The sequence below is a fragment of the Synechococcus sp. MW101C3 genome, assembly GCF_002252635.1.
Lineage (GTDB): Bacteria > Cyanobacteriota > Cyanobacteriia > PCC-6307 > Cyanobiaceae > MW101C3.
The window spans coordinates 64,854-85,421 of record NZ_NQKX01000001.1; the positions used below are offsets into that span (position 1 = coordinate 64,854).

Consider the following 20,568-nt stretch of genomic DNA (forward strand, 5'->3'; position numbering starts at 1 on the left):
CCAACACTTCTCCAGGCCGGCCACAGCTGAGCCAGCCTGTAAGGTCGAAAAGAGATCGTTGATCGGGATATTACGTTTTGGCGCTACCAGTCGTCGCCGTCATCGGGCGCCCCAACGTGGGCAAATCCACTCTGGTGAACCGGCTGTGCCGCAGCCGGGAGGCAATCGTCCACGACGAGCCCGGTGTCACGCGTGACCGCACCTACCAGGAAGGGTTCTGGGGCGATCGGACCTTCAAGGTGGTCGACACCGGCGGCCTGGTGTTCGACGACGACAGTGAGTTTCTCCCGGAGATCCGCGAACAGGCCAACCTTGCTTTAGCTGAAGCGGTGGTGGCCGTGGTGATCGTCGATGGCCAGGCGGGGGTCACGGCGGCAGATGAATCGATCGCCGAATGGTTGCGCGGCCAGAACCGGCCGGTGCTGCTGGCGGTGAACAAGTGCGAGTCGCCCGATCAGGGCCTGGCGATGGCCGCCGACTTCTGGGGCCTGGGCCTGGGTGAGCCGTTTCCGATCTCGGCCATCCACGGTGCCGGCACCGGCGATCTGCTCGACAAGGTGATCGAATTCCTGCCTCCCGCTGACGCAGAGCAAACGGAGGAGCCGATCCAGCTGGCGATCATCGGCCGGCCGAATGTGGGCAAATCCAGCCTGCTCAATGCCATCTGCGGTGAGCCTCGGGCGATCGTCAGCCCGATCCGCGGCACCACCCGCGACACGATTGACACCACGATCGAGCGGGAGGGTCGTCTCTGGAAACTGCTCGACACCGCCGGCATCCGCCGCCGCCGCAGTGTCAGCTACGGGCCCGAATACTTCGGCATCACCCGCAGCTTCAAGGCGGTGGAACGCAGCGACGTCTGTGTGCTGGTGATCGACGCGCTTGATGGGGTGACCGAACAGGATCAACGCGTGGCGGGCCGCATCGAGGAAGACGGCCGCGCCTGCGTGATCGTGGTGAACAAGTGGGATGCGATCGAGAAGGATTCGCACACCATGACCGCGATGGAAAAGGATCTGCGGGCCAAGCTCTACTTCCTCGACTGGGCACCGATGCTGTTCACCTCCGCCCTCAGCGGCCAGCGGGTGGAGAGCATCTTCTCGCTGGCGCTGCTGGCGGTCGAGCAGCACCGGCGCCGCGTCACCACCTCGGTGGTGAATGAAGTGCTGCAGGAGGCCGTGAGCTGGCGCTCGCCGCCCACCAGCCGCGGTGGCCGCCAGGGCCGTATCTATTACGGCACCCAGGTGGCGGTGCGGCCGCCGAGTTTCACCCTGTTCGTGAACGATCCCAAGCTGTTCGGCGACACCTACCGCCGCTACGTGGAGCGGCAGATCCGGCAGGGTCTGGGCTTCGATGGCTCGCCGATCAAGCTGTTCTGGCGCGGCAAGCAACAGCGCGACGCCGAGAAGGAACAGGCGCGTCAGCAGGCTCGTTCCGCCACCCCGTGAAGCGGCTCCACTTCCTGCAGCACTGAATGGACTGGCTGAAGCAGCTCCCGATCGGCCAGTACGTCGATGGTGACAGCGGCTGGCTGCGCCGCGTCGATGCGCGCCTCAAGCTCGCCTGGACCCTGGCGTTCCTTATCACACCGATCCTGGCCGGCCCCGTTTGGCGGCTGGCGCTGGTGGGGGCGTTGCTGCTGATCACGGCGCTCTGCGGGCTGCCGTGGCGGCTGTGGCGCCGCAACCTGCCTCTCCTGCTCGCCCTCAGCCTGCTGGTGGGGCTGCTCTCTGCCTTGCTGCCGGCCGGTGGCGCGGGCACTGCTCAGCTCTCGCGCGATCCGGCTGAGCTGCGCCTGGCGCCGGCGCCGCCGGGGGCACCGCCGCTCGAACGCAGCGGTGAGCCCTGGGAGGTGCTGCGCTGGGGGCCCGTGCAGCTGGGGCCGCTGCCGCTGGGCCCACTGGTGATCAACCGCCGCTCGGCGGAACTCGGCCTCAACAGCGCCACCCTTCTGTTCACCCTCATCCACAGCGCCAACCTGCTGCTGCTCACCACGCCGCCGGAAGAGCTGGTATGGGCACTCAGCTGGGGCCTCACCCCTTTGGGCCGGTTGGGGCTGCCGGTGGAGCGGCTCGGCTTCATCCTGCTGCTGGCGTTGCGCTTCCTGCCCCTGGTGCAGGAGGAACTGCAGAACCTGCTGCGCTCGATCGCCACCCGGGCACTCAACCTGCGGCGACTGGGCTGGAAGGGAGTGCTGGGGCTGGGGTTGGCGGTGGCGGAACGGCTGCTGGCCAACGTGTTGCTGCGTGCCGAGCAGGGGGCCGATGCGCTGGTGGCCAGGGGCGGCCGCTGGGTGCCGCCGCAGCAGCTGCGGCTGGGGGTGCCCGTGGCCCGACGTCTGAATCTCATGGCCTGCCTGCTGCTGCTCCTGCTGCTTGGGCTGCGGTGGCAGTACGGTGCGCTGTGATTGGTAGCCGAACAAACCATCAGTGAGCGCTGAGTCGAGTACCGAGCGATATCTCAACCATCCCACCTTCGGGCTCCTTTACTGGGTGGCACCGGCCGGAGAGGGCCGCGATCTGTTCGCCACCCTTTACGCCCAGCGGATGTTCTTCCTGGTCACGGCGCAGCCGCGCGGCGCCCATTTCGAGGTGATTCCGCTGATGGATGCCCGCCACTACGCCGAGCAGAACCTGGCGCGGGCCCGGCGTGACCGCAGCGAAAAACTCGGCCACTGGCGCCAGCTGTTCGACCAGACCTTCATCTGAAATGGGCGCTGACGCTCCAGCGGCCCTGGCGGTGCGGTGGCAGGCCCTGCAGGAGCAGCTGCCGTCCGGTTCCCGCCTGCTGGCGGTGAGCAAGGGGCAGACGGCCGAGCGCATCCGCGACCTGGCCGCGCTCGGGCAGCGCAGCTTCGGCGAAAGCCGCCTGCAGGAGGCCGAGGCCAAGCAGCTGGAGCTGGCGGATCTTCCCCCCCTGGATTGGCACTTCATCGGTCGCCTGCAGGCCAACAAAGCCCGTGGGGTGCTGCGCCACTTCGGCACCATCCACTCGCTCGACAACCTGCCGCTGGCGCTTCGCCTGCAGCGCATCGCCGCCGAGGAGGGCCTGCAGCCGCGGGTGTTCCTGCAGGTGAAGCTGCTGCCCGATCCAACCAAGGCCGGGTTCGAGCCCGAGGAGCTCGACCAGCTCTGGCCCCAGCTGCAGGCGCTGGCGCCGTTGCAGGTGGTCGGCCTGATGACGATCGCGCCGCTTGGCTTGGATGCAGCCGGTAGCCGTGCCCTGTTCAGCTCCTGCGCCGCGCTGGCGGCCCGGCTGGGGTTGCCGGAGCTGTCCATGGGCATGAGCGGCGACTGGCGCGAGGCCGTGGCGGCCGGCAGCACCTGGGTGCGGCTCGGCTCGGTGTTGTTCGGCCCCCGCGGGGCCTGACCGGGGCCCCACGGGGACTTCTGGGCCGCCCCGGGCCTGCGCAACGCGCTTGCCCCGGCCAATCACGGCGGGGGCCTGAGGTCGCCTTCGCTGGGGGGCGGTGGGGGCGTTCGCCACCCGGCGGAAGCATGAATCCAGTGATTTCAAGGGTTGCGACCAGTTGCAACTGGGAGCGTGGGACGCTATTCAGGTACTGACCTCACGAAGGAACCAAAGGTGTCGTTGTTCTCCCGCCTCCGTGCCGTCGTCTCCGGTGACGACTATCTCGATGGCGAGTACGACGAACTCGACTACGACCCCGGTGACGACCAGGCCCAGACCGCCCAGTCGCGCGCCACGCAGGTCGGCAGCGGCAGTGCCCTGGCCCTGTCCTCCCCCTTCGGCTCCGACGACCTCTTCCCCGGCAGCAATGTGATCGGCATGCCGGGCCTGTCGGCAACGGCCGCGGAGGTGACCCTGATGGAGCCCCGCAGCTTCGATGAGATGCCCCGTGCCATCCAGGCCCTGCGTGACCGCAAGACCGTGATCCTCAACCTCACGATGATGGAGCCGGATCAGGCCCAGAGGGCCGTGGATTTCGTGGCAGGCGGCACTTTCGCCATCGACGGCCACCAGGAGCGGGTGGGCGAAAGCATCTTCCTGTTCGCGCCCAGCTGCGTCACGGTCACCACCGCCTCGATGGAGGAGCCCTCCTCTCCCACCATCGTTTCCACCCGCGACACCGGCTCCGATGCCGATGCGGCCCCCAGTCCGGCCTGGGGCCGCTCCGACTTCGCCGTCGGCGGCTGAGCACGTCTTCTGAGCACGTTTCCCGCCACCGCCACCGGTCCATGACCGAGCACGCCGGGGCCTCTGAGCCCCTCCTGTCGGGCCTCGGGATCATTGGCCTGGGGCAGATGGCCCAGGCCTTGCTGCTGCCGCTGCTGGAGCAGGGGGATGTTCGTCCTGCTGCCGTGCGGGCGGTGGTGGCCAGCCCTGCCTCCGCCGAGCGGCTCCAGCAGCAGTTGCAGGTGGCTGTCTGTGCCGCCGCCGATGGGCAGGCGGCTGCGGCCTGGCAGGCGCCGGTGGTGCTGCTGGCCGTCAAGCCGCAACAGCTCGCGGCGGCAGCCACGGCGGCTGCAGATGCGGCGGCTGCAGCTCGAGCGGAACACAGCCGATCAGGGGCGTCCGCCGCAGCATCGGCCACACCCCCAGCTTCTGGTTCAGCAGCCTCCGCCTCACCAGCAGCGCCCGCTGAGCACGGCGACGCCTCCGCAGCCTCCTCCTCAGAGGACAGCTCCACATCCCAAGGGCACCGCTACGAGTGCCCCCTGCTGATTTCCGTGCTGGCGGGGGTCAGCCTGGCTCGCCTGCAGGCGTCATTTCCCGGCTGGCGCGTGGTGCGGGCGGTGCCGAACACTCCCTGCCTGGTGCGGGCCGGGATCACTGGACTGGCCTGGGGAGAGCAGCTCAGCGATGGGCAACGTCACTGCGTGCGCCAGCTGTTCGGCCGGGTGGGGCAGGTGCTGGAGCTGCCGGAGCCTCAGCTCGATGGGCTGCTGGCGGTGGCCTCCTCCGGGCCGGCGCTGATGGCGGTGGTGATCGAAGCCCTCGCCGATGGCGGCGTGGCCGCCGGCCTGCCGCGGGCGCTGGCTCAGCAGCTGGCGCTCGCCATGACCGGCGGCACCGTGGCGCTGCTGCAGCAGAAGGGCCTGCATCCCGGCCAGCTCAAGGACATGGTGAGCAGCCCGGCCGGCACCACGATCACGGCCCTGCGTCAGCTGGAGCGGGGCGCCGTGCGTTCGGCTTTGATCGAGGCGGTGCTGGCGGCTGCTGAACGCAGCCGGGCGCTGGGCTGAAGCGGCGCCCGGTTCTCGGCTCCAGGCTCTCAGCTCCCGCCTCAGGTCGGGGTGTTGGGTTTGTCTGCGCCGATGCGTGGCTCGGTGCCGTCCATGATCCGGGCCAGGTTGCTGCGATGGCGCCACAGCACCAGCACGGTGGTGAGCAGGGCAAGGGCCAGATAGGCGGGCCGCAGCCCGATGCCGGCGCTCTGGAAGGATCCCAGCATCAGCAGCGGCAGGCCCACCGCCGCCACCACGCTGGAGAGCGACACGATGCGGGTGAGGGTGAGGGTGACGAGGAACAGCCCGAAGCTGGCCAGCCCCACCGCGGGCACCAGACCGAGCAGCACGCCCAGCCCGGTGGCCACGGCCTTGCCACCCCGCCAGCCCAGCCACACCGGCCAGATGTGGCCGGCAAGAGCCGCCAGCCCCGCCGCCACCACCCAGGCATCGCCAGCGGCGGAGACGCCGAGTGGCTCCACCACCGCCTTGGCCAGCAGCACGGCGGCCGTTCCCTTCAGCACATCCACCAGGAACACCACCAGCGCCGGGCCCTTCCCCACCTGGCGCAGCACGTTGGTGGCGCCGGTGGAGCCGGAGCCCAGCTGGCGCAGATCGACGCCGGCGCACCATCGCCCCGCCAGCCAGCCGCTGGGGATCGAGCCGAGCAGGTAGCCCGCCAGCAGCACGGACAGGATCAGCAGGGGATTCACAGCAGCTCCTCGTCGATGGCCAGTTCCGCTGGAGTGGCGGCGAAGGCGAGCCAGAGCGGGAACTGCAGCACCGGGACGTCGACCACCTGTTCGGCCGCATCGATCACGATGAACGGCAGCTCACCGCGCTCCTCGAGCCGGTCGGCGCGCTCGATCAGGGCATCAGGCCGCTCGAACAGCACCACGCCGCTGTTAGGCCCGAAATCTTCACGGCTGAGCCCGAGGCAATCCTGCAGGCCGCGGCGCCATTCCCCCAGCCGCTCCGGCTGGCCGGCCAGCACCAGGGTCTGGAAGCGCTCGCCGTAGAGCTCGCCGAGGATCGCCACCGCCGCCGCCACCGTGAGCGCATTGCGGCTGCGGCTGCCAGCGCTGGCGTGGGCGCCACGCCCGCCCTGATAGAGGAACCACTCCTCCAGCAGAGCCGCGGCAGGGGCTTCCAGGCTGCGGCGCAGCTTCCAGGGATCGGCGTAGAAATCGGGCTGGCCCTGGAAGCGCTCCAGCTGGCTGCGGATCAGGTCTTCGTCCTCGCTGAACAGCCCCGCCGCCGCCGGTGCGGCAGGGGCAGCCGCGGCGGCCACTTCCGCCGGCTGATCCAGTGGCGAGGGCTGCACCACCACCGGCTGCACCACCAGCTCCATCTGCTCGGCCTGGCCGGCCAGATCCTGCAGCGCCACCACCAGGTAGTCCTGGAAGCCCTTCAGGCGCCGGGCGATCGCATCGGCCTGACCATCAAAGCTGCTCACCAGGCTCTTCTGCAGCTGGTTGCGGCGGGTTTCCAGCTCCTGGATCTCCGCCTCCAGTGCCGCGCGCCGCTCCTGCAGCTCCTTGAGGGCGAGCGCCTGCCAGGGCTCGAATGGCTTGGCTACAGGGGCCGGGTCGGCCGCAGGCGAGGGCTCGGCCGCAGGCGGTTCAGGCACGCTCAGGGGCGGCGGGGATTGGTCCGGCGGCACGCTGGGATCGGTCATGGCGAGGTGCTGACGTGCAGCTCCAGTTGTTGGCGCAAGGTGGTGGCATCAAACAACACCGGCAGCAGGTGAATGCTGCGCTGTTCACGGAAATAGAACAGCACCGGCACCGGGTTCCAGAACACGGTCCAGGCGATCCATTCGTCGTAGGGGAAGCGGCGCAGCAGCGTCGACTGACGCCACACCAGCAGGGCATCGCCGCTGAACTGCAGGCGCAGCAGCACGGCCTGCAGCAGCAGGAACAGCCCGAACAGCACCACCACGCCGCTGAGCCACAGCGCCCCCGACCACAGCGGCAGCAGGGCCAGGCCGGCCAGCCCCAGCACCACAACCCCCAGCGGCACCCCGTAGCGGGGTGCGAGCACCGTTCCGGCGGCGGGATCGAGCGTGGCGGCGGGGGAGGTCATGGTGGCGGCGGCGAGAGGCGGAGGTTCCATGCTGGGCAGCCGGCGGCCTAAGCGCCGAACAGCAGCTGGGTCAGCAGCACATCCATCAGGCTGACCGTGACCAGAATCATCACCACGGCGCCGGTGGTGCTGGTGCCCACCTCCTTGGGGCCGCCGCGGGTGGTGAGGCCCCAGCCGCAGGCGATCACGGCGATCTGCAGGCCGAACACCACCGCCTTGACCAGCATCGAGGGCAGGTCGCTGGCGGTCATCCAGCTGCGCACGGAATTCCAGAACACGGTGGGCGGGATCGAGAAGAGAAAGGTGCTGCTCACCTGGCCCGACCAGACCCCCACCACGAAGAACACCAGGCACTGCACCGGGGCCATCACCACCATCGCCAGCACCCGGGGCACCACCAGGTACTCCACCGGATCGGTCCGCAGCATGGTGATGGCGTCGATCTGCTCGGTCACCTTCATGGTGCCGATCTGGGCGGCGTAAGAGGTGGCCACCTTCCCGGTAAGCAGGGTGGCGGTGAGCAGCGGTGCGATCTCGCGCGCCAGCCCCACCGAAAGGATGCCTCCCACGGCCACGCTGGCCCCCTGCTTGGTGAGCTCTGCCGCCACCTGGATGTTGAACACGGTGCCTGCCGCCAGCGCCGTGATGAACACGATCAGAAAGCTGCCGGGCCCTGCCTCCAGCAGATGCTCGAACAGGTCGTTGACGTTGATGCGCCCCCTGCCGATCGCCGCCACGGTCTGGCCGCCGATCAGGCAACTGCTGCCGAGGCGGTTGAGCCAGCGCGGTGACTTCATGGCTGGGCCTGAAGCAGGTGGGCGCCACGCTCAGGCCAGCGCCGCATCACGATCAGCCCCAGCACCACCAGCGTGGCGGGGATCAGCCCCATGCACAGGCGGATCGCGATCAGGGCCGTGTCGGGTTGGACGATGCCCCTGGCCGCCACGTAGCCACTCAGGCTCATCAGGTTGCCGAAGAAGAACAACGCCAGGCTGATGCAGATCTTCTGGGTGAACACCATCCAGGCGCTGTAGAGGCCGGCGGGCTTTTCAGGATCGGCGTCGATGGCATCCGGCAGCAGCGCCCAGGGGATCAGGTAGGCGGTGGAGGCGCCCAGACCCACCACCAGGATGGCCACCAGCAGCGCCACCAGCCGCAGCCCGTTCATCCAGGAGCCCACGGGCGAGAGGTCGGGATCGAGGGGGATCAGCAACATGGCGAGCAGGCAGCCGCCGATCCAGAGCGCCGTGCCCCGGTGCAGCGCCTGGATGCGGCCGTAGCGGTGGGAGAAGCGGTTCCAGATCTGCAGCCCCACGAGGGTGCTGATCTGAAAGGGCAGCAGGATCCAGTTGCTCCAGCTCTCCGGCAGCCGCATCACCACCGGCAGGTAGATGAGGGCGGCGGTCTGCATGATCTGCAGCGCGCACCAGAGCATCAGGTAGAGGCCGAGCACCTTGATGAAGCGACCGTTCTCGCGCACCCGGCGCAGCATGCGGCGGGTGGAGCCTTGCTGGCTGTTGGGCCGCTGGCAGTTGCGGGCCGCCGGGGCGATGCCCCAGGCGCAGACCAGGGTGAACACCGCGATGATGCTGCCCGACAGCACGCCCACCTTGAAGTAACTGCCGGGGTCCTGGTGGTTCTGGAGCAGCAGCCCTCCCAGCACGATGCCCACCAGCCCGGCGATGATCGAGCCGGTGAACCGCGCCGTGTTCAGGCGGGTGCGCAGGCCGGTGTCGGTGGTGAGCTCGGCCGCCAGGGCGGAGTAGGGCAGGTTGACGCAGGTGTAAAGGCTGTTGGCCACCACCGAGATGGCCAGGAAGATGCCGAACTTCACCCAGAGGCTTCCGGGCGGAAGCCACCACATCATCGCCATGGCGATCCCGAGCGGAATGGCGCTCCAGAGGATCCAGGGCAGGCGCGGGCCCCAGGGGCTGCGGGTCTTATCGCTGAGCCAGCCCACCACCGGATCGTTGATGGCATCCCAGAGGCGGGCCAGCATCAGCACCAGCCCCGCCATCCAGGCGGGCAGCCCGGCGGCGGCGGTATAGAAGATGAACAGGTAGAAGCCGATCAGCGACGCCGCCATGCCGGTGCCCGCATCGCCAAGGCCATAGGCCACCAACATGCGGCGCTGGAACCCCCTGGGTGCATCGATGGCGTCACTGACGCCGGTGGTGGAGCTCATGGCCGCAGGGTTGGCGGAAGGGACGACCGGATCAGGAACAACGGTCAACGGCCGGTGGCTTCACGCAGGCCATAATGCTTCAGCCGCAAAGGCAGTGGCACCGCGGGCCACACCAGCACGGCAACCGAGTGATACACCTGTATCCCTGCGGGCGTAGTTTAGTGGTAAAACCTCAGCCTTCCAAGCTGATGATGCGGGTTCGATTCCCGCCGCCCGCTTTCTTTTCACCAAGCTTCTTCGCTGTTCAGCAGGCTTCCTGGCTGCTCAGCAGAACGCCGGGCTGTTTTCCCCTTCCTCCGCCAGGCCCGGCGATGGGGAAAGGGACGGCGCGGGCAGGGCGGCCAGGGGCGGCGCGGAATTGTTGTCTTTGAAGGTGGCGGCGATGGTGGCGAAGCGATCGGCTACCTGGCGGAAGGCTTCCACGATCACAGGATCGAATTTTCGGCCGACCTGGCTTTCGATGAAGCGGGTGGCTTCCTCATGGGAGAAGGCCTGCTTGTAGAAGCGTTTGGAGATGAGGGCGTCATACACATCGGCCACGGCCATCAGACGGGCGGACAGGGGGATGGCTTCTCCTTGCAGCCCCTCGGGATAGCCGCTGCCGTCCCAGTTCTCGTGGTGGTAGTGGGCGATCTCGCGGGCAAAGCGCAGAAAGCTGCTGGGGGCATCCAGCAGACCTTCTGCTTGCGCAATGATGTGGGAACCCAGCTCCGAATGCTTCTTCATCACCATGAACTCTTCAGGGGTGAGCTTGCCTGGCTTCAGCAGGATGTGATCAGGAATGCCCACTTTGCCGATGTCATGAAGCGGCGTGGATTTATAGAGCAGCTCGATTGCCTCTGCGTCGAGCTGGCTGGCGTAAGGGGAGTGCCGGTGTAAGTGATCAGCCAGAAGCTTCATGTAGTTCTGGGTGCGGCGCAGGTGCATTCCGGTTTCGTTGTCGCGGGTTTCCGCCAGTGATGCCATCGCCAGGATCGTGACGTCCTGAACCTTCTGGACCTCGCGGGTCTGGCGCTCCACTTCCTCGCGCAGGTAACGGTTGTGATCAGAGAGGAGGTCGCTGGCGCGCTTCAGGGCCACATGGGTGGCCACTCTGGCCAGCACGATGTCGGGGGAGAAGGGCTTGGTGATGTAATCCACGCAGCCATCAAGAAAGCCTCGCTTCTGATCAACTTCCTGGTTCAGCGCTGTGAGGAAGATCACAGGAATGTTCTGAGTGGCGGGGTCGGCCTTGAGCCGTATGCACACCTCATGGCCATCAAGATCCGGCATCATGATGTCCAACAGAATCAGATCCGGCTGGGGCGTCTGCAGGGCCAACTCCAAGGCAAGTCCGCCACTGGTGGCCAGGCGCACTTTGTACAGCCCACGCAGCAGGCCGTTCATCACCTGCAGGTTTTCCGGCGTGTCATCCACCACCAGCACGGTGGGCTTGCTTTGCCCAAGGCTGTCGGCGAGATGGGTCATGGATCAGGCCTGCAGCAAGGGAGGAACGCGTAGCTGCACGGCCCTGCGCGCCTCTGAGAAATCAAAGCGCATCAGCTCAGCGGCCATGCGCTCAAAGCCCGCCGATCCCAGGGTCGTGATCAGGGCCTCGCGGTGCTGGCTGATGAAGTCCAGGGCTTCCCCATCAAAGGCGGCCAGCAGAGTATCGAGCTTCCCCAGCAGGTGCTGCTGCTCCAGGCTCAGCACTGCTGTTCCCGTCCCTTCCTGTGAGGGGGCGGTGCCCTCTGCCGACTCCATCGCGAAGGCCGCGCGGATGCACGCCATGGTGAGCTGCAGCTGAACCTCAAAGGTCTGCCTGGTGTGGCTGTGGCAGAGCTGCTGGTTGAGTTCGAGCTCCAGCCGCGTGGCGGCCTCCGCCAGGGAGGTGGCCCCCAGATTGGCGGACACCCCTCTGAGGGCGTGCACGATCAGTGCCGCCTCCTTCAGATTGTTGCTCTTAAGGGCGGCCTCCAGCCGCTGGGCCGCATCCGCCTGGGTGTGCACCAGGCTCTGCAGCAGCTGACAGTAAAGAGCGCGGTTGCCAGCCACCCGCCTGAGCGCTCCTGGCAGATCAAAGCCTTCCAGGGCCAGACTATTCAGCTCCGAATCTCCCTGCTCCGCACCATTCAGCTCCGAGCTATCCAGTCCCGGATGCTGCGGCGGTGATTCTTCATCGGTTGGCGCGGGCTGGGGGATGGCCGGCTGGGCAGAGGCTGGAGCTGGTTCGCCTGGGCCCTGACAGTGGCGGCCGCTCCAGTGGTGCAGCCGTTCGTAGAGGTGGTCCGGATCGATCGGTTTGGTGATGAGGTCCTGCATGCCGATGCGCATGCAACGGTCGCGCTCCGGCTGCATGGCGTGGGCGGTCATGGCGAGCACGGGCAGCTGCTGCCAGCGGGCATCGGCACGGAGGCGACGGGTGCATTCCCAGCCATCCATTTCGGGCATGTTCAGATCCATCAGCACCAGGTCGCAGGGGGGAAGCGGCTGCTGCTCCAGCCAGGCGAGAGCCTCCACGCCATTGCGGGCCGTGCTCACCTGCACGCCGGCGATGGTGAGCAACTCTGCGGCGATCTGCTGATTGATCGGATTGTCTTCCACCACCAGCATCTTCAGGCCCTGCAGGCCCCACGCCAGCTCCTGGCCCTGTGTGTAGGCGGCCGCCGCCGCCGATCCCGCGCTGTCGCCGCCGCCGAACATGGCAGTGAGATGGTCCATCAGCTCAGAGGAGCGGACCGGCTTGCACAGGATTCCATCCAGCAGCCCCGGAGGGGTGAGCTGGCAGGTGTCTTCGCCGCCGTAGGCCGTGATCAGCAAGATCCTCGGCTGCTGGATCACCGGGTTGGCGCGGATGTCTGCGGCCACCTGCAGGCCATCCAACTGATCGCCGAGTTGCCAATCCAGCAGGACCAGGCCATAGGGCTGCTGGTGGGCGGTGGCTTGGTGCACCATGGCCAGGGCTTCGGCGCCGCTGCCAGTGGCATCGCAGCACAGGGTGAGCGGGTGCAGCAGTTGTGTGATCACCTCGCGGGCTACGGGGTTGTCATCCACCACCAGCACGCGCACCTGGCTCAGGGCCTCCGGCAACGCCCGCGGGGTGGCGCAAGCACCGAGGTGAAAACGGCAGCGGGCAGTGAAACAGGACCCCTCACCAGGCACGCTGCTCACCGTGATGGAGCCGTCCATCAGCTCCAGCAACCGCTGGCAGATGCTCAGGCCCAGGCCGGTGCCGCCGTACCGGCGCGTGGTGGACGGCTCTGCCTGGGTGAAGGCCTGGAACAGGTTGCCCATCTGGGCTTCGGTCATGCCGATGCCGGTGTCCTGCACGCGGAACACCAGCTCCACCTCCACCTGCTGAGGTTGCTGCTCGCCGACGCTCACCTGCAGCTGGATCTGGCCCTGCTCGGTGAACTTGGCGGCATTGGAGAGCAGGTTGAGCAGCACCTGGGTGAGGCGCAGCGGATCGCCGTTGAGGCAGGTGGGCACGTCGTCGTCGACGCGGAAGAGGAGTTCAACGCCCTTGGCGAAGATCCTGTCGGCGATCAGGGTGGCCACATCGGAGAGCACCGCATCGAGCTGGAAATCGACGGCCTCAAGCGTGAGTTTGCCGGCCTCGATCTTGGAGAAATCAAGGATGTCGTTGATGATCCCCAGCAACCCCTGGCCTGCGTTGCTGATTTTCTGCAGGTAGTCGCGCTGGTGCGGGTTGAGCCCCGTTCGCAGCGCCAGATGCGACAAGCCGATGATCGCGTTCATGGGGGTGCGCAACTCATGGCTCATGCGTGAGAGGAACTCGCTCTTGGCCCTGTTCGCTTCCTCCGCCTCCTGGCGCGCCTGCTCCAGCTGGATTTTCTGGGCGCGCAGGCGGGTGATGTCTTCCCCGGAGCCCAGAAGGGCAATCGGTTGGCCGTCGGCGCCATCGAGCAGGCTCAGGTGCCAACGCATGAAGCGGGTGCCGCGTTGGTTGGTGCAGACGCGGTACTCCAACGCTCCCTCGGGGGGCAGCCTGGAGGCGGCCGCCTCGTTGAGCCAGCGGCGCAGCAACGGCTGATCCGCGGGATCCACCACATCGGTGAGCCAGTTGAGGCCGCTCCAGGAATCGGAGGCGATGCCGATCAGCTCACAGCCGCTGCTGTTGAGCAGGGTGACGCGGCCCTCGAAATCAAGCGCCAGCAGGGTGGTTTGCGCCGTCTGGATGTAAGCGTGCAGTTGCTCCTTGGTTTCGCGCAGGTTGCTGGTGCGCTCCTTGATGCGCAGGGCCAACGCATTGATGGTGCTGGCCAGGGAGGCGATCTCATCGTGGCCGCTCACCACCACTGGGGTGAGGCTGGCTTCATCGGCAGGATCGAACCCCTGAATCGCCTGGTGCAGCTTCTGGATCGGGCCCGCCAGGCGCCGGCCGAGCCCCACGCCGGCCATCGTCACCAGGATGGCAGTGGCCGCCAGCACCATCAGCAACTGCTGGGTGAGCAACTGGCTGTCGAGCCGTGGTTCTTCCTCGGGGATGGTGACGAGCACCGCCACATCACTCTGCGGGATCTGCCGCCAGGCACCGAGCTTCAATGTGCCGCTGCCGGTGCGCAGGTAGCCGGCCCCGCCGTTGCCCAGTTGGCGCTCCGAAAACGTCAGACCACCGCTCAAAGTCGGTCGGTAGTTCAGGGCCTCGGAGTCCTCGGTGGCCTGCCCCATCGGCACGGAGAGGAACTGCCACCCGTCGCCCCGGCGTTGTTCGATCACCAGATGCGCCTCAGCGCCGTGACTCAGTCGCTCATAACGCCTGTTGATCACCTCGCGGAAGGACGCCGCCTCCAACCGCCCCAGCAGCAGCAGATTCTGATTGGCGCGGTCCTTCAGCGGCACGGCCATCCAGGTGGCTGTTCCCTCCGTGCAGGGATCGTGCTTGAAGGGCAGCACCGTCAGGTGGCTCCAGGTGCCCATTCCTTCCACCACCTTGTTGAAGCCGCAGTCGCGCAGGAGCCGGTCCGCTGGGGATTCGCCGATCAGGGCGAGATCCACCGCTGCGCCGATGACCTGGCCTGAGCGGCGATCGATCAGCAACAGTTCATCAAAACCGAGCCGTGCAGACTGCTGTGCCAAATTCCGCTGGAGCGTTGCAGGCTGCCTATGGAGTTCCATGGCCAACTCATCAAGCTCGAGGCCCTTGCTGGTGAGCATGGCCTGCAACTGCTCCACCTTGCCGTTGGCCATCTGCTCGGTGGCATCCAGATGCTGGCTGAGGATGCGCTCCCGGTAGGCGTTGAGCGCTACCACCTGGGAGAACACCATCGGGGTGAGCCCCACACCCAGCAGCAGCACGGTGAGCCGGCTGGAGAGCGTAAGAGCGCTCAACCGCTCACGCCAGGTCTGGATGGTGGGCTCCGGGCGTGTCATTTCAGGGCGAGATCGAGCGGCTCCGTGCTCACCCTCGGCAGGGGCACGCGACCACGAATCAAACCCAGCTGCTTCTGCACGGCGAGGACGCCGGCGAGGTTGCGTTCAAGCTTGCCGCCAGGCAACAGCATGGGCCGCTGCTCCAACAGTGAGCGATAGAGCAGGCCTTTTTCCGTTTGCCTGAACATCTCCACGCTCACATTATCCCGACTGGCCATGATGTCCTTCGCTTCTGGATCGCGAGCCGCCAGGTCGTGGGCCTGCTGCCACACCCGCACCAGGCGCCCCAGCACGTGCAGGTTGGTGCGGTAGTACTGCGGATCCACCACCAGCACATCAAAAATCTCGCCGGGAATCTCCGCACTGGAGAAGGCCGTCACCGCCTCACCACTGGCCAGCACCGCATCGCTGAAGGGAGGAAAGAAGGCCGCCCCATCGATCTGCCCGTTCACCAGACGGCGCCCCATGTCGGCCAGGGGCACGGCCACGATGCGCACATCCGCCAGGCTCATGCCATGACGGGCCAACGCCCTGCTCAGCACAAACGGGCCGAGGGTGCTGGGGGTGACGGCCACGCGTTTGCCCCGCAGGGCAGGGATCGTGCCGACTGAGCGGCGCACCGCCACCTTGTCAGCGCCGTTGGATTCATCGAGGATCAGCACCACCACCGGGCAGCGTTTCGGCTGGCGGCTGCAGATGTCCACAGCTTCCACTGTGGTGAGCTGCGCGATGGGGAAGCGGCCCTCTTCAAAGGCCTTGACGATGTCCTGAGGGTCAGGGAAGCCCAGGGTGTTGAGTTCGAGCCCCGCTTTCTGATCCAGCTGCTTCACATGGGCAAGGTGGAAATACTCAAACCCGGGCCAACTGGCGATTGGAATCGTGACCAACTCGGGCTTCTGGCAGCCCATCACAACGAGCGCAAAGGCTGCCGGTGCCGCGAGCGCTCGACGCTGGAACATGAGTGCAGCCAGGGGATGAATTGAACCTATGCGGTCGCGGCCTCAGAGATTGTTCAACCGCCGTGCAAACGGTTCACGGCCGGCAGCCATTCGCCCAGCTCCCATAGGCTCAGCCGCAGTGTGCGCTTCCCCGATGGCTCCCGACTCCTTCCAGTATGAGCCGCTCGAGCGCTTCGGCGAGGGGCTCACCACCCGCCGGCCCTGGAACACAGCGGCCCTGGCCGGGGTGGAACTGCTCAATGGCCGCGTGGCCATGCTCGGCTTCGCGGCGGCCCTGATCGGTGAGGCGATCACCGGCCTGGGGCCCGCCGGCCAGTTGCTGGCGCTGCTGCGCTGGTATCTGCGCTGAGGCGCGTCAGCCGTCCTGGCGCACCCGCTTCACGGCCAAGCCCGCCTCGGTGGCGGTGACCCCAGCCAGCAGCACGAGACCCAGCAGCCCCACCAGCTGGTTCTGGGCTTCTGCGGCCGCTGCGGCGTCCTGCGCCAGTACGGCCCCGGCCACGAACCAGGCGGTGGCCAGCGCCGAGGTGATCCAGTAGGCCTTCCAGCGGCGCTGGTAGAGGTAGCCGGCGCCCAGCCCCGGCACCACGTTCAGCACCACCGCCACCCAGCCGGCGGAGGCGGCCAGGATCTGCTCGCGGGTGGGGGCCATGGGAGGGGAAGTGAATGAACCCACTCTGGCGCTTGTGGAGGGGAGTGGGGATGCGGAGGTGATGCGGAGGTGATGGGAGTGGTGCAGTCGGGCGGGGTTCGGCGAAAAGGATTCCCACACTTTCAGCCTGAAGGATCTCCTGGTGATGCGCACAAGCCCTGCTTTGCGACTTCGCTTTGGATCCTGCTGCTGTGATTTCCAGCTAATAGGGAAAAATGTCTGGTGATCCGTTGCTTTGCTTGAATCGGTTGGCTGGATTGGTGATGCTGGCCAGGGCTTTTGAAGAGCAGTGCAGAAAGCGCCTCGCTGGACCTGGGGCTCCTATTCATGGCAATAGGTACTCGCACGACTAACTCGACGGCTTTCCTTTCTTCGGTTTTGGCTCAGGTATCACCTTCCACCAGACCGATACGCCTACTTTGCGGCGCTCCAGCATGAAGCCAGGGCGAGGGCTATGGCTGGTGCTCCAGCTGGAAACAGTGCTGCGAGATAGGCCGAGCAGGTGAGCCAGTTCATCGCTGGTGATCCAGGCTCCCAGCTTGGCCGCTTCAGCTAAGCCACGGGCGACCGCCAGGGGATTCAACCTGGGCGCCGGCTGTATGGCTGCCACCAAGGCGGCTAGGGCCAGGATGCTTTCGCTGCCAGCTGTTGCTGGCGGCAACGTTAGGGCTTTACGCTGATCATTGGTGCCGGTTGATGGCATCACTGACAGGGCCTCAATGCTCACACTGGTGGTAGCTGCTGGCTGCGCTGAGGCCAAGAAATTGGAGAGGGTGCAGCCCTTCCTCTGCAAGTGCTGGTGCAGCTGATCGCCCAGGGGGATGAGATCACCGGGCCAGACCGTACGTGTGCTCGATTCCCTGATCAGATCCACCCCCAAGGCGGAAGCACGGGATTTGACGGCCTTTCGGCTAATCCCCCAGCGGCTGCAGCAGTCGTCGAGAGGGAGATCAATACTGGCTTCGCTTGTCACTGATGGCACCAGTTGACATTGTTGATCGCTCCATCATGCCGGTCCGCGGGAGGTTCGCCATCGACCGGGGATCTATTCGGCCCTTGCTGCAAAGGACGAGCAGCCAGCTGGACGTCACTGCATGGATTCGATCAGCAAGTAGGAGCAATCGTCCAACCAAGCGGCAGTTGCACAGGCAGAAGAGGAAAGCACTCGATGCGGAGCAGGCAACTGCCTGATTGACGAGAACGGGCATGAGGCGCCATCGCCCAGGCTTGATCTGGGCAGCCATTGTTTGGCACTGCTGCGATCAAGCTGACCTCGGCCAGCCGAAATGAATTCAGCCCGTCAACCGAGATGGGCGTTCGTTCCCGTTCAGCGGGGGACGGGACAGCCCTTGGGCCCTAACTCTTCGGCAAGATGCTGCTTGGCTGATTCCATGGCGGCACTGGGGATATCGGATCTTTGCTTGAAAATCTCGGTTAACCAATCAGTGGTGTCGTTGCGGGAGAGCAAGCCGATATCCAACAGCGCACATACCGTGATGCCGCTTCCGACAAGAAAGCCATACCAGTAACTTTGCTTGTCCCGAATGTCGGCGCGAACATGCAGTGGCAGCAACATGCTCGATGTCGCGACTAGGCTGATTGTTACTCGCTTTAGGTTTCTGGTCAGGTTGGCTGAGTCCAAGGCGACCTAAAATCATCTGCTCTTTGGCTGCCAGAGTAGGCGGCTGGATTCTGCAGTTGCCACCTGCCCCGCCAGCGACCAGGCTGTACCACTGAGGTGCCAAGATTTAGAACTTGTCTGTCGGATGTAGCGCCTCACACCACGCCTGCCATCCTTCTGTGGGTTGCAGCACAAAGGCGCAACTGTCCAGCCTTTTACCGATCTGATGGCAGCGCCGGCAGCGGGCGTTCCAGCCGGTTGGGGATGCCCTTCACGCCACCGGGCAGGGTTTTGCGGGAACGGGGGCCGCTCCAGGAGGCGAGGTAGATCCGCGCCTCGTCGCCCAGTTGGCGCAGGTCGGAGAAGTTGGCATTGATCACCTGGGCCCCCGAGCCTTCGCCCGTCTCCAGGTTCAGGGCCCATTGGCCGTCGGTGGGGGTGGCGCTGGCCGGCTGGCCGAAGAAGAAGCGGGTGCCCTCCACCTTTGCGCCGTCGAGATTGGCGCCGCACAGATTGGTGCCGGCCAGATTCGCCTCGCTCAGATCGCAGTTGCTCAGGTTGGTGCCGCGCAGGTCGGCGCCGTTGAAATCAATGCCGCGCAGGTCGGTGTCGGAAAGGTCCACGCCCCGCAGCACCTGGTGCAGGTTGATCACCGGCACCCCGCTGAGCCGGTCTTCCTCGTAGTTGCCCTCGCCATCGAGGATGGCCCGGCCGAGGCGGTGGTCGCGGCGCAGGGGCGTGAGCAGGCGGGCGTGGGAGAGGAAGCGCAGGATGCGGGCCTTGCCCTGGCTTTCGATGCTGCCAAGCACCGCCGCCAGCCGCCCCTCCGCCAGCATCCGCTCCAACGGCCAGTCCTCCAGGAGTCCGTCTTCATCGCTGATCAGCTCGGAGATGCCCTGGATGAAGCTGTCGATCGTCTGCCCCTGGGTGATCCGGTTCTGCTGGGTGGTGAGCCGTTGATCCACCTGGAACTGGCGCCAGGCGATCACCAGGGCCACGAACGCCACCAGGATCTGCCCGAAGGCGCCGATCACCCCCTCCCCGATGGCGCCGATCGCCTCCCAGTCACCGCTGCGGTAGACCCGCACCAACGGATCCCACCAGCCGAACAGCACCGACAGCACCACCAGCGCCAGCACCAGCGTCAGCAGCGCCACGGTCTGAACCGTGGCCTCGTCGTCGAGGCGGGCGCGCAGCTGGCTCCATAGAGGAGGCGCCAATCGCACCAGCGCCAACACCAGGCTCACCAGCGCCGCCGCCAGGGCCAGCCAGGAGAAGCCCAGCACCAGGGCCAGCAGGGTGATCCCCGCGGCGATCAGCAGCTGCAACGCCGGCAGATCTCTCACGCCCGCCCAGAAGGCATGGCTGTGGAAGGGCATCGCTGGGCGTTCATCAGCCGGCGGGGTCATCGGATCAGGCCGACTGGAAGTAGAAGCCGGCCGCCAGGATCAGGTAGGCCGCCAGCAGCAGCACGCCTTCCAGCCAGTCGGAGCGACCATCGATGGTTACCAGGTTGCTCACCACCACCGCCGTGATCACCGCCACCAACTCGTAGACATCAAAGCTCAGAGGCAGGGGGTGGCCCAGCAGGGGTCCGATCAGCACCAGCGCCGGCACCACCAGCAGCGCCACCAGCAGGGTGGAGCCCAGCGCCACCGACACCGACAGATCCATCTTGTTCTTGCGGGCCATCGAAACGGCCGTGAGGTATTCGGCCGTGCCCCCCAGCAGCGGCAGCAGCACCACCCCCGTGAACAGGGCGGAGAGGCCGAAGCCTTCGGTGACGGTTTCGATCACGCCCACGAACAGCTCAGATTCGTAGGCCAGGGCGACGGTGGCCGCCACCAGCACCGTCAGCCATACCCACGGATTCGGGGCATGGAGCTGGTCTTCGCCCAGCTCTGCCTCCGCCACCTCATAGAGGCCACGGTGCGTGCGCAGCGAGAACAGCAGGGTGAGGGCGTACACGCCCAGCAGCACCCAGGCCACGAAGGCCCCGAACGGTTCGGTGCTCTCCGCCTCCTGGCCGCCCGAGAGCACCGCCAGGCTTGGAATCAGGATTGCCAGCACCGCCAGGGTCATGGCGGAGCCGTTCACCCGGGCCACCACCGGCTTGAACTCCTGCTCCTGCCGTCCGATGCCCCCCACCAGCATCGAGAGGCCCAGCGCCAGCAGCAGGTTGGCCATCACCGTGCCGGTGATGCTGGCCTTGACGATGTCCACCAGGCCGGCCTTGAGCGCCACCAGGGCAATGATCAGCTCGGTGGCGTTGCCGAAGACGGCATTGAGCAGGGCCCCGATCGAGGGGCCGAACACCAGCGAGAGCTCTTCGGTGGCGGTGCTCAGCCAGATGGCCAGGGGCAGAATCGCCACCGCCGAGGTGACGAACACCGCCAGGTCACCCCAGTGCAGCGCTTCCGCCGCGATCGAGACCGGCACCATCGCCAGCAACCCGATCGAGGCAACCCGGCGGATGGTCATGGGGACAGCGCTCAAGCGGGCAG

At 66.6% G+C, this 20,568-nt stretch carries 20 protein-coding genes and 1 tRNA gene; 8 read left to right on the forward strand and 13 right to left on the reverse strand.

What is annotated here, in order from left to right:
• The first annotated feature begins 77 nt into the window (after window positions 1-77).
• From der to CJZ80_RS00315, 6 genes are all read left to right on the forward strand, one after another.
• Entirely contained in the window at window positions 78-1,448 is a 1,371-nt protein-coding gene (der, locus tag CJZ80_RS00290) for a ribosome biogenesis GTPase Der (RefSeq protein ID WP_094510033.1), read from the forward strand.
• Window positions 1,449-1,474: 26 nt separating this feature from the next.
• Window positions 1,475-2,407 (forward strand): energy-coupling factor transporter transmembrane protein EcfT, encoded by a 933-nt coding sequence (locus tag CJZ80_RS00295; RefSeq protein ID WP_094510035.1) that lies wholly within the window; start codon window positions 1,475-1,477, stop codon window positions 2,405-2,407.
• 22 nt (window positions 2,408-2,429) lie between these two features.
• Window positions 2,430-2,708 (forward strand): PipX family protein, encoded by a 279-nt coding sequence (locus CJZ80_RS00300; protein ID WP_094510037.1) that lies wholly within the window; start codon window positions 2,430-2,432, stop codon window positions 2,706-2,708.
• A gap of 1 nt (window position 2,709) precedes the next feature.
• Window positions 2,710-3,369 carry a YggS family pyridoxal phosphate-dependent enzyme gene (locus CJZ80_RS00305; RefSeq protein ID WP_094510039.1) on the forward strand — a complete coding sequence of 220 codons (660 nt, stop codon included), beginning with the start codon at window positions 2,710-2,712 and terminating at the stop codon, window positions 3,367-3,369.
• Window positions 3,370-3,585: 216 nt separating this feature from the next.
• Entirely contained in the window at window positions 3,586-4,158 is a 573-nt protein-coding gene (locus tag CJZ80_RS00310; RefSeq protein WP_094510042.1) for a cell division protein SepF, read from the forward strand.
• Between the two features lie 41 nt (window positions 4,159-4,199).
• Window positions 4,200-5,207 (forward strand): pyrroline-5-carboxylate reductase, encoded by a 1,008-nt coding sequence (locus CJZ80_RS00315; protein WP_094510044.1) that lies wholly within the window; start codon window positions 4,200-4,202, stop codon window positions 5,205-5,207.
• A gap of 41 nt (window positions 5,208-5,248) precedes the next feature.
• Here CJZ80_RS00315 and plsY read toward each other — a convergent pair whose 3' ends face one another.
• Genes plsY through CJZ80_RS00340 form a run of 5 tightly spaced genes read right to left on the reverse strand, consistent with a single transcriptional unit; the run spans window position 5,249 to window position 9,459 of the window.
• A complete protein-coding gene (gene plsY / locus CJZ80_RS00320; RefSeq protein ID WP_233132672.1) occupies window positions 5,249-5,902 on the reverse strand; it encodes a glycerol-3-phosphate 1-O-acyltransferase PlsY in 654 nt (217 codons plus the stop codon).
• On the reverse strand, window positions 5,899-6,867 hold the full coding sequence (locus CJZ80_RS00325) for a DUF3086 domain-containing protein (RefSeq protein ID WP_094510047.1): 969 nt from the start codon (window positions 6,865-6,867) through the stop codon (window positions 5,899-5,901). The genes plsY and CJZ80_RS00325 overlap by 4 nt, the downstream gene beginning before the upstream one ends.
• The gene (locus CJZ80_RS00330) at window positions 6,864-7,274 is read right to left on the reverse strand and encodes a DUF3119 family protein (protein ID WP_094510049.1); all 411 of its coding nucleotides are present in this window, start codon (window positions 7,272-7,274) and stop codon (window positions 6,864-6,866) included. Before CJZ80_RS00330 ends, CJZ80_RS00325 begins: the two co-directional genes overlap by 4 nt.
• A gap of 47 nt (window positions 7,275-7,321) precedes the next feature.
• A complete protein-coding gene (locus CJZ80_RS00335; RefSeq protein ID WP_094510051.1) occupies window positions 7,322-8,071 on the reverse strand; it encodes an ABC transporter permease in 750 nt (249 codons plus the stop codon).
• Window positions 8,068-9,459: an MFS transporter gene (locus CJZ80_RS00340; protein ID WP_094510053.1), complete on the reverse strand. Its 1,392-nt coding sequence runs from the start codon at window positions 9,457-9,459 to the stop codon at window positions 8,068-8,070. Before CJZ80_RS00340 ends, CJZ80_RS00335 begins: the two co-directional genes overlap by 4 nt.
• Window positions 9,460-9,606: 147 nt before the next feature.
• Between CJZ80_RS00340 and CJZ80_RS00345 the strand changes: the two genes are divergently transcribed.
• Window positions 9,607-9,677, forward strand: a tRNA-Gly gene (locus tag CJZ80_RS00345).
• 46 nt (window positions 9,678-9,723) lie between these two features.
• Here the strand turns inward: CJZ80_RS00345 and CJZ80_RS00350 are convergent.
• Genes CJZ80_RS00350 through CJZ80_RS00360 form a run of 3 tightly spaced genes read right to left on the reverse strand, consistent with a single transcriptional unit; the run spans window position 9,724 to window position 15,791 of the window.
• Window positions 9,724-10,926, reverse strand: coding sequence for an HD-GYP domain-containing protein (locus CJZ80_RS00350; RefSeq protein WP_094510055.1), 1,203 nt, complete (start codon window positions 10,924-10,926; stop codon window positions 9,724-9,726).
• A gap of 3 nt (window positions 10,927-10,929) precedes the next feature.
• The gene (locus CJZ80_RS00355) at window positions 10,930-14,832 is read right to left on the reverse strand and encodes a response regulator (RefSeq protein ID WP_094510057.1); all 3,903 of its coding nucleotides are present in this window, start codon (window positions 14,830-14,832) and stop codon (window positions 10,930-10,932) included.
• Window positions 14,829-15,791 carry an ABC transporter substrate-binding protein gene (locus CJZ80_RS00360; protein WP_233132673.1) on the reverse strand — a complete coding sequence of 321 codons (963 nt, stop codon included), beginning with the start codon at window positions 15,789-15,791 and terminating at the stop codon, window positions 14,829-14,831. Before CJZ80_RS00360 ends, CJZ80_RS00355 begins: the two co-directional genes overlap by 4 nt.
• 133 nt (window positions 15,792-15,924) lie before the next feature.
• Here CJZ80_RS00360 and CJZ80_RS00365 point away from each other — a divergent pair, with 133 nt between their 5' ends.
• Window positions 15,925-16,140, forward strand: coding sequence for a chlorophyll a/b-binding protein (locus CJZ80_RS00365; protein WP_094510060.1), 216 nt, complete (start codon window positions 15,925-15,927; stop codon window positions 16,138-16,140).
• A gap of 6 nt (window positions 16,141-16,146) precedes the next feature.
• Here CJZ80_RS00365 and CJZ80_RS00370 read toward each other — a convergent pair whose 3' ends face one another.
• From CJZ80_RS00370 to cax, 5 genes are all read right to left on the reverse strand, one after another.
• Window positions 16,147-16,443, reverse strand: coding sequence for a hypothetical protein (locus tag CJZ80_RS00370; RefSeq protein WP_094510062.1), 297 nt, complete (start codon window positions 16,441-16,443; stop codon window positions 16,147-16,149).
• A gap of 349 nt (window positions 16,444-16,792) precedes the next feature.
• Window positions 16,793-17,416, reverse strand: coding sequence for a hypothetical protein (locus CJZ80_RS14795; RefSeq protein WP_144036857.1), 624 nt, complete (start codon window positions 17,414-17,416; stop codon window positions 16,793-16,795).
• Window positions 17,417-17,770: 354 nt separating this feature from the next.
• Window positions 17,771-18,019, reverse strand: coding sequence for a hypothetical protein (locus CJZ80_RS00375; RefSeq protein ID WP_094510064.1), 249 nt, complete (start codon window positions 18,017-18,019; stop codon window positions 17,771-17,773).
• Window positions 18,020-18,279: 260 nt separating this feature from the next.
• Window positions 18,280-19,473, reverse strand: coding sequence for a pentapeptide repeat-containing protein (locus tag CJZ80_RS00380; RefSeq protein WP_094510067.1), 1,194 nt, complete (start codon window positions 19,471-19,473; stop codon window positions 18,280-18,282).
• Window positions 19,474-19,477: 4 nt separating this feature from the next.
• Window positions 19,478-20,545, reverse strand: coding sequence for a calcium/proton exchanger (gene cax, locus CJZ80_RS00385; protein ID WP_094510069.1), 1,068 nt, complete (start codon window positions 20,543-20,545; stop codon window positions 19,478-19,480).
• Window positions 20,546-20,568 lie beyond the last annotated feature (23 nt).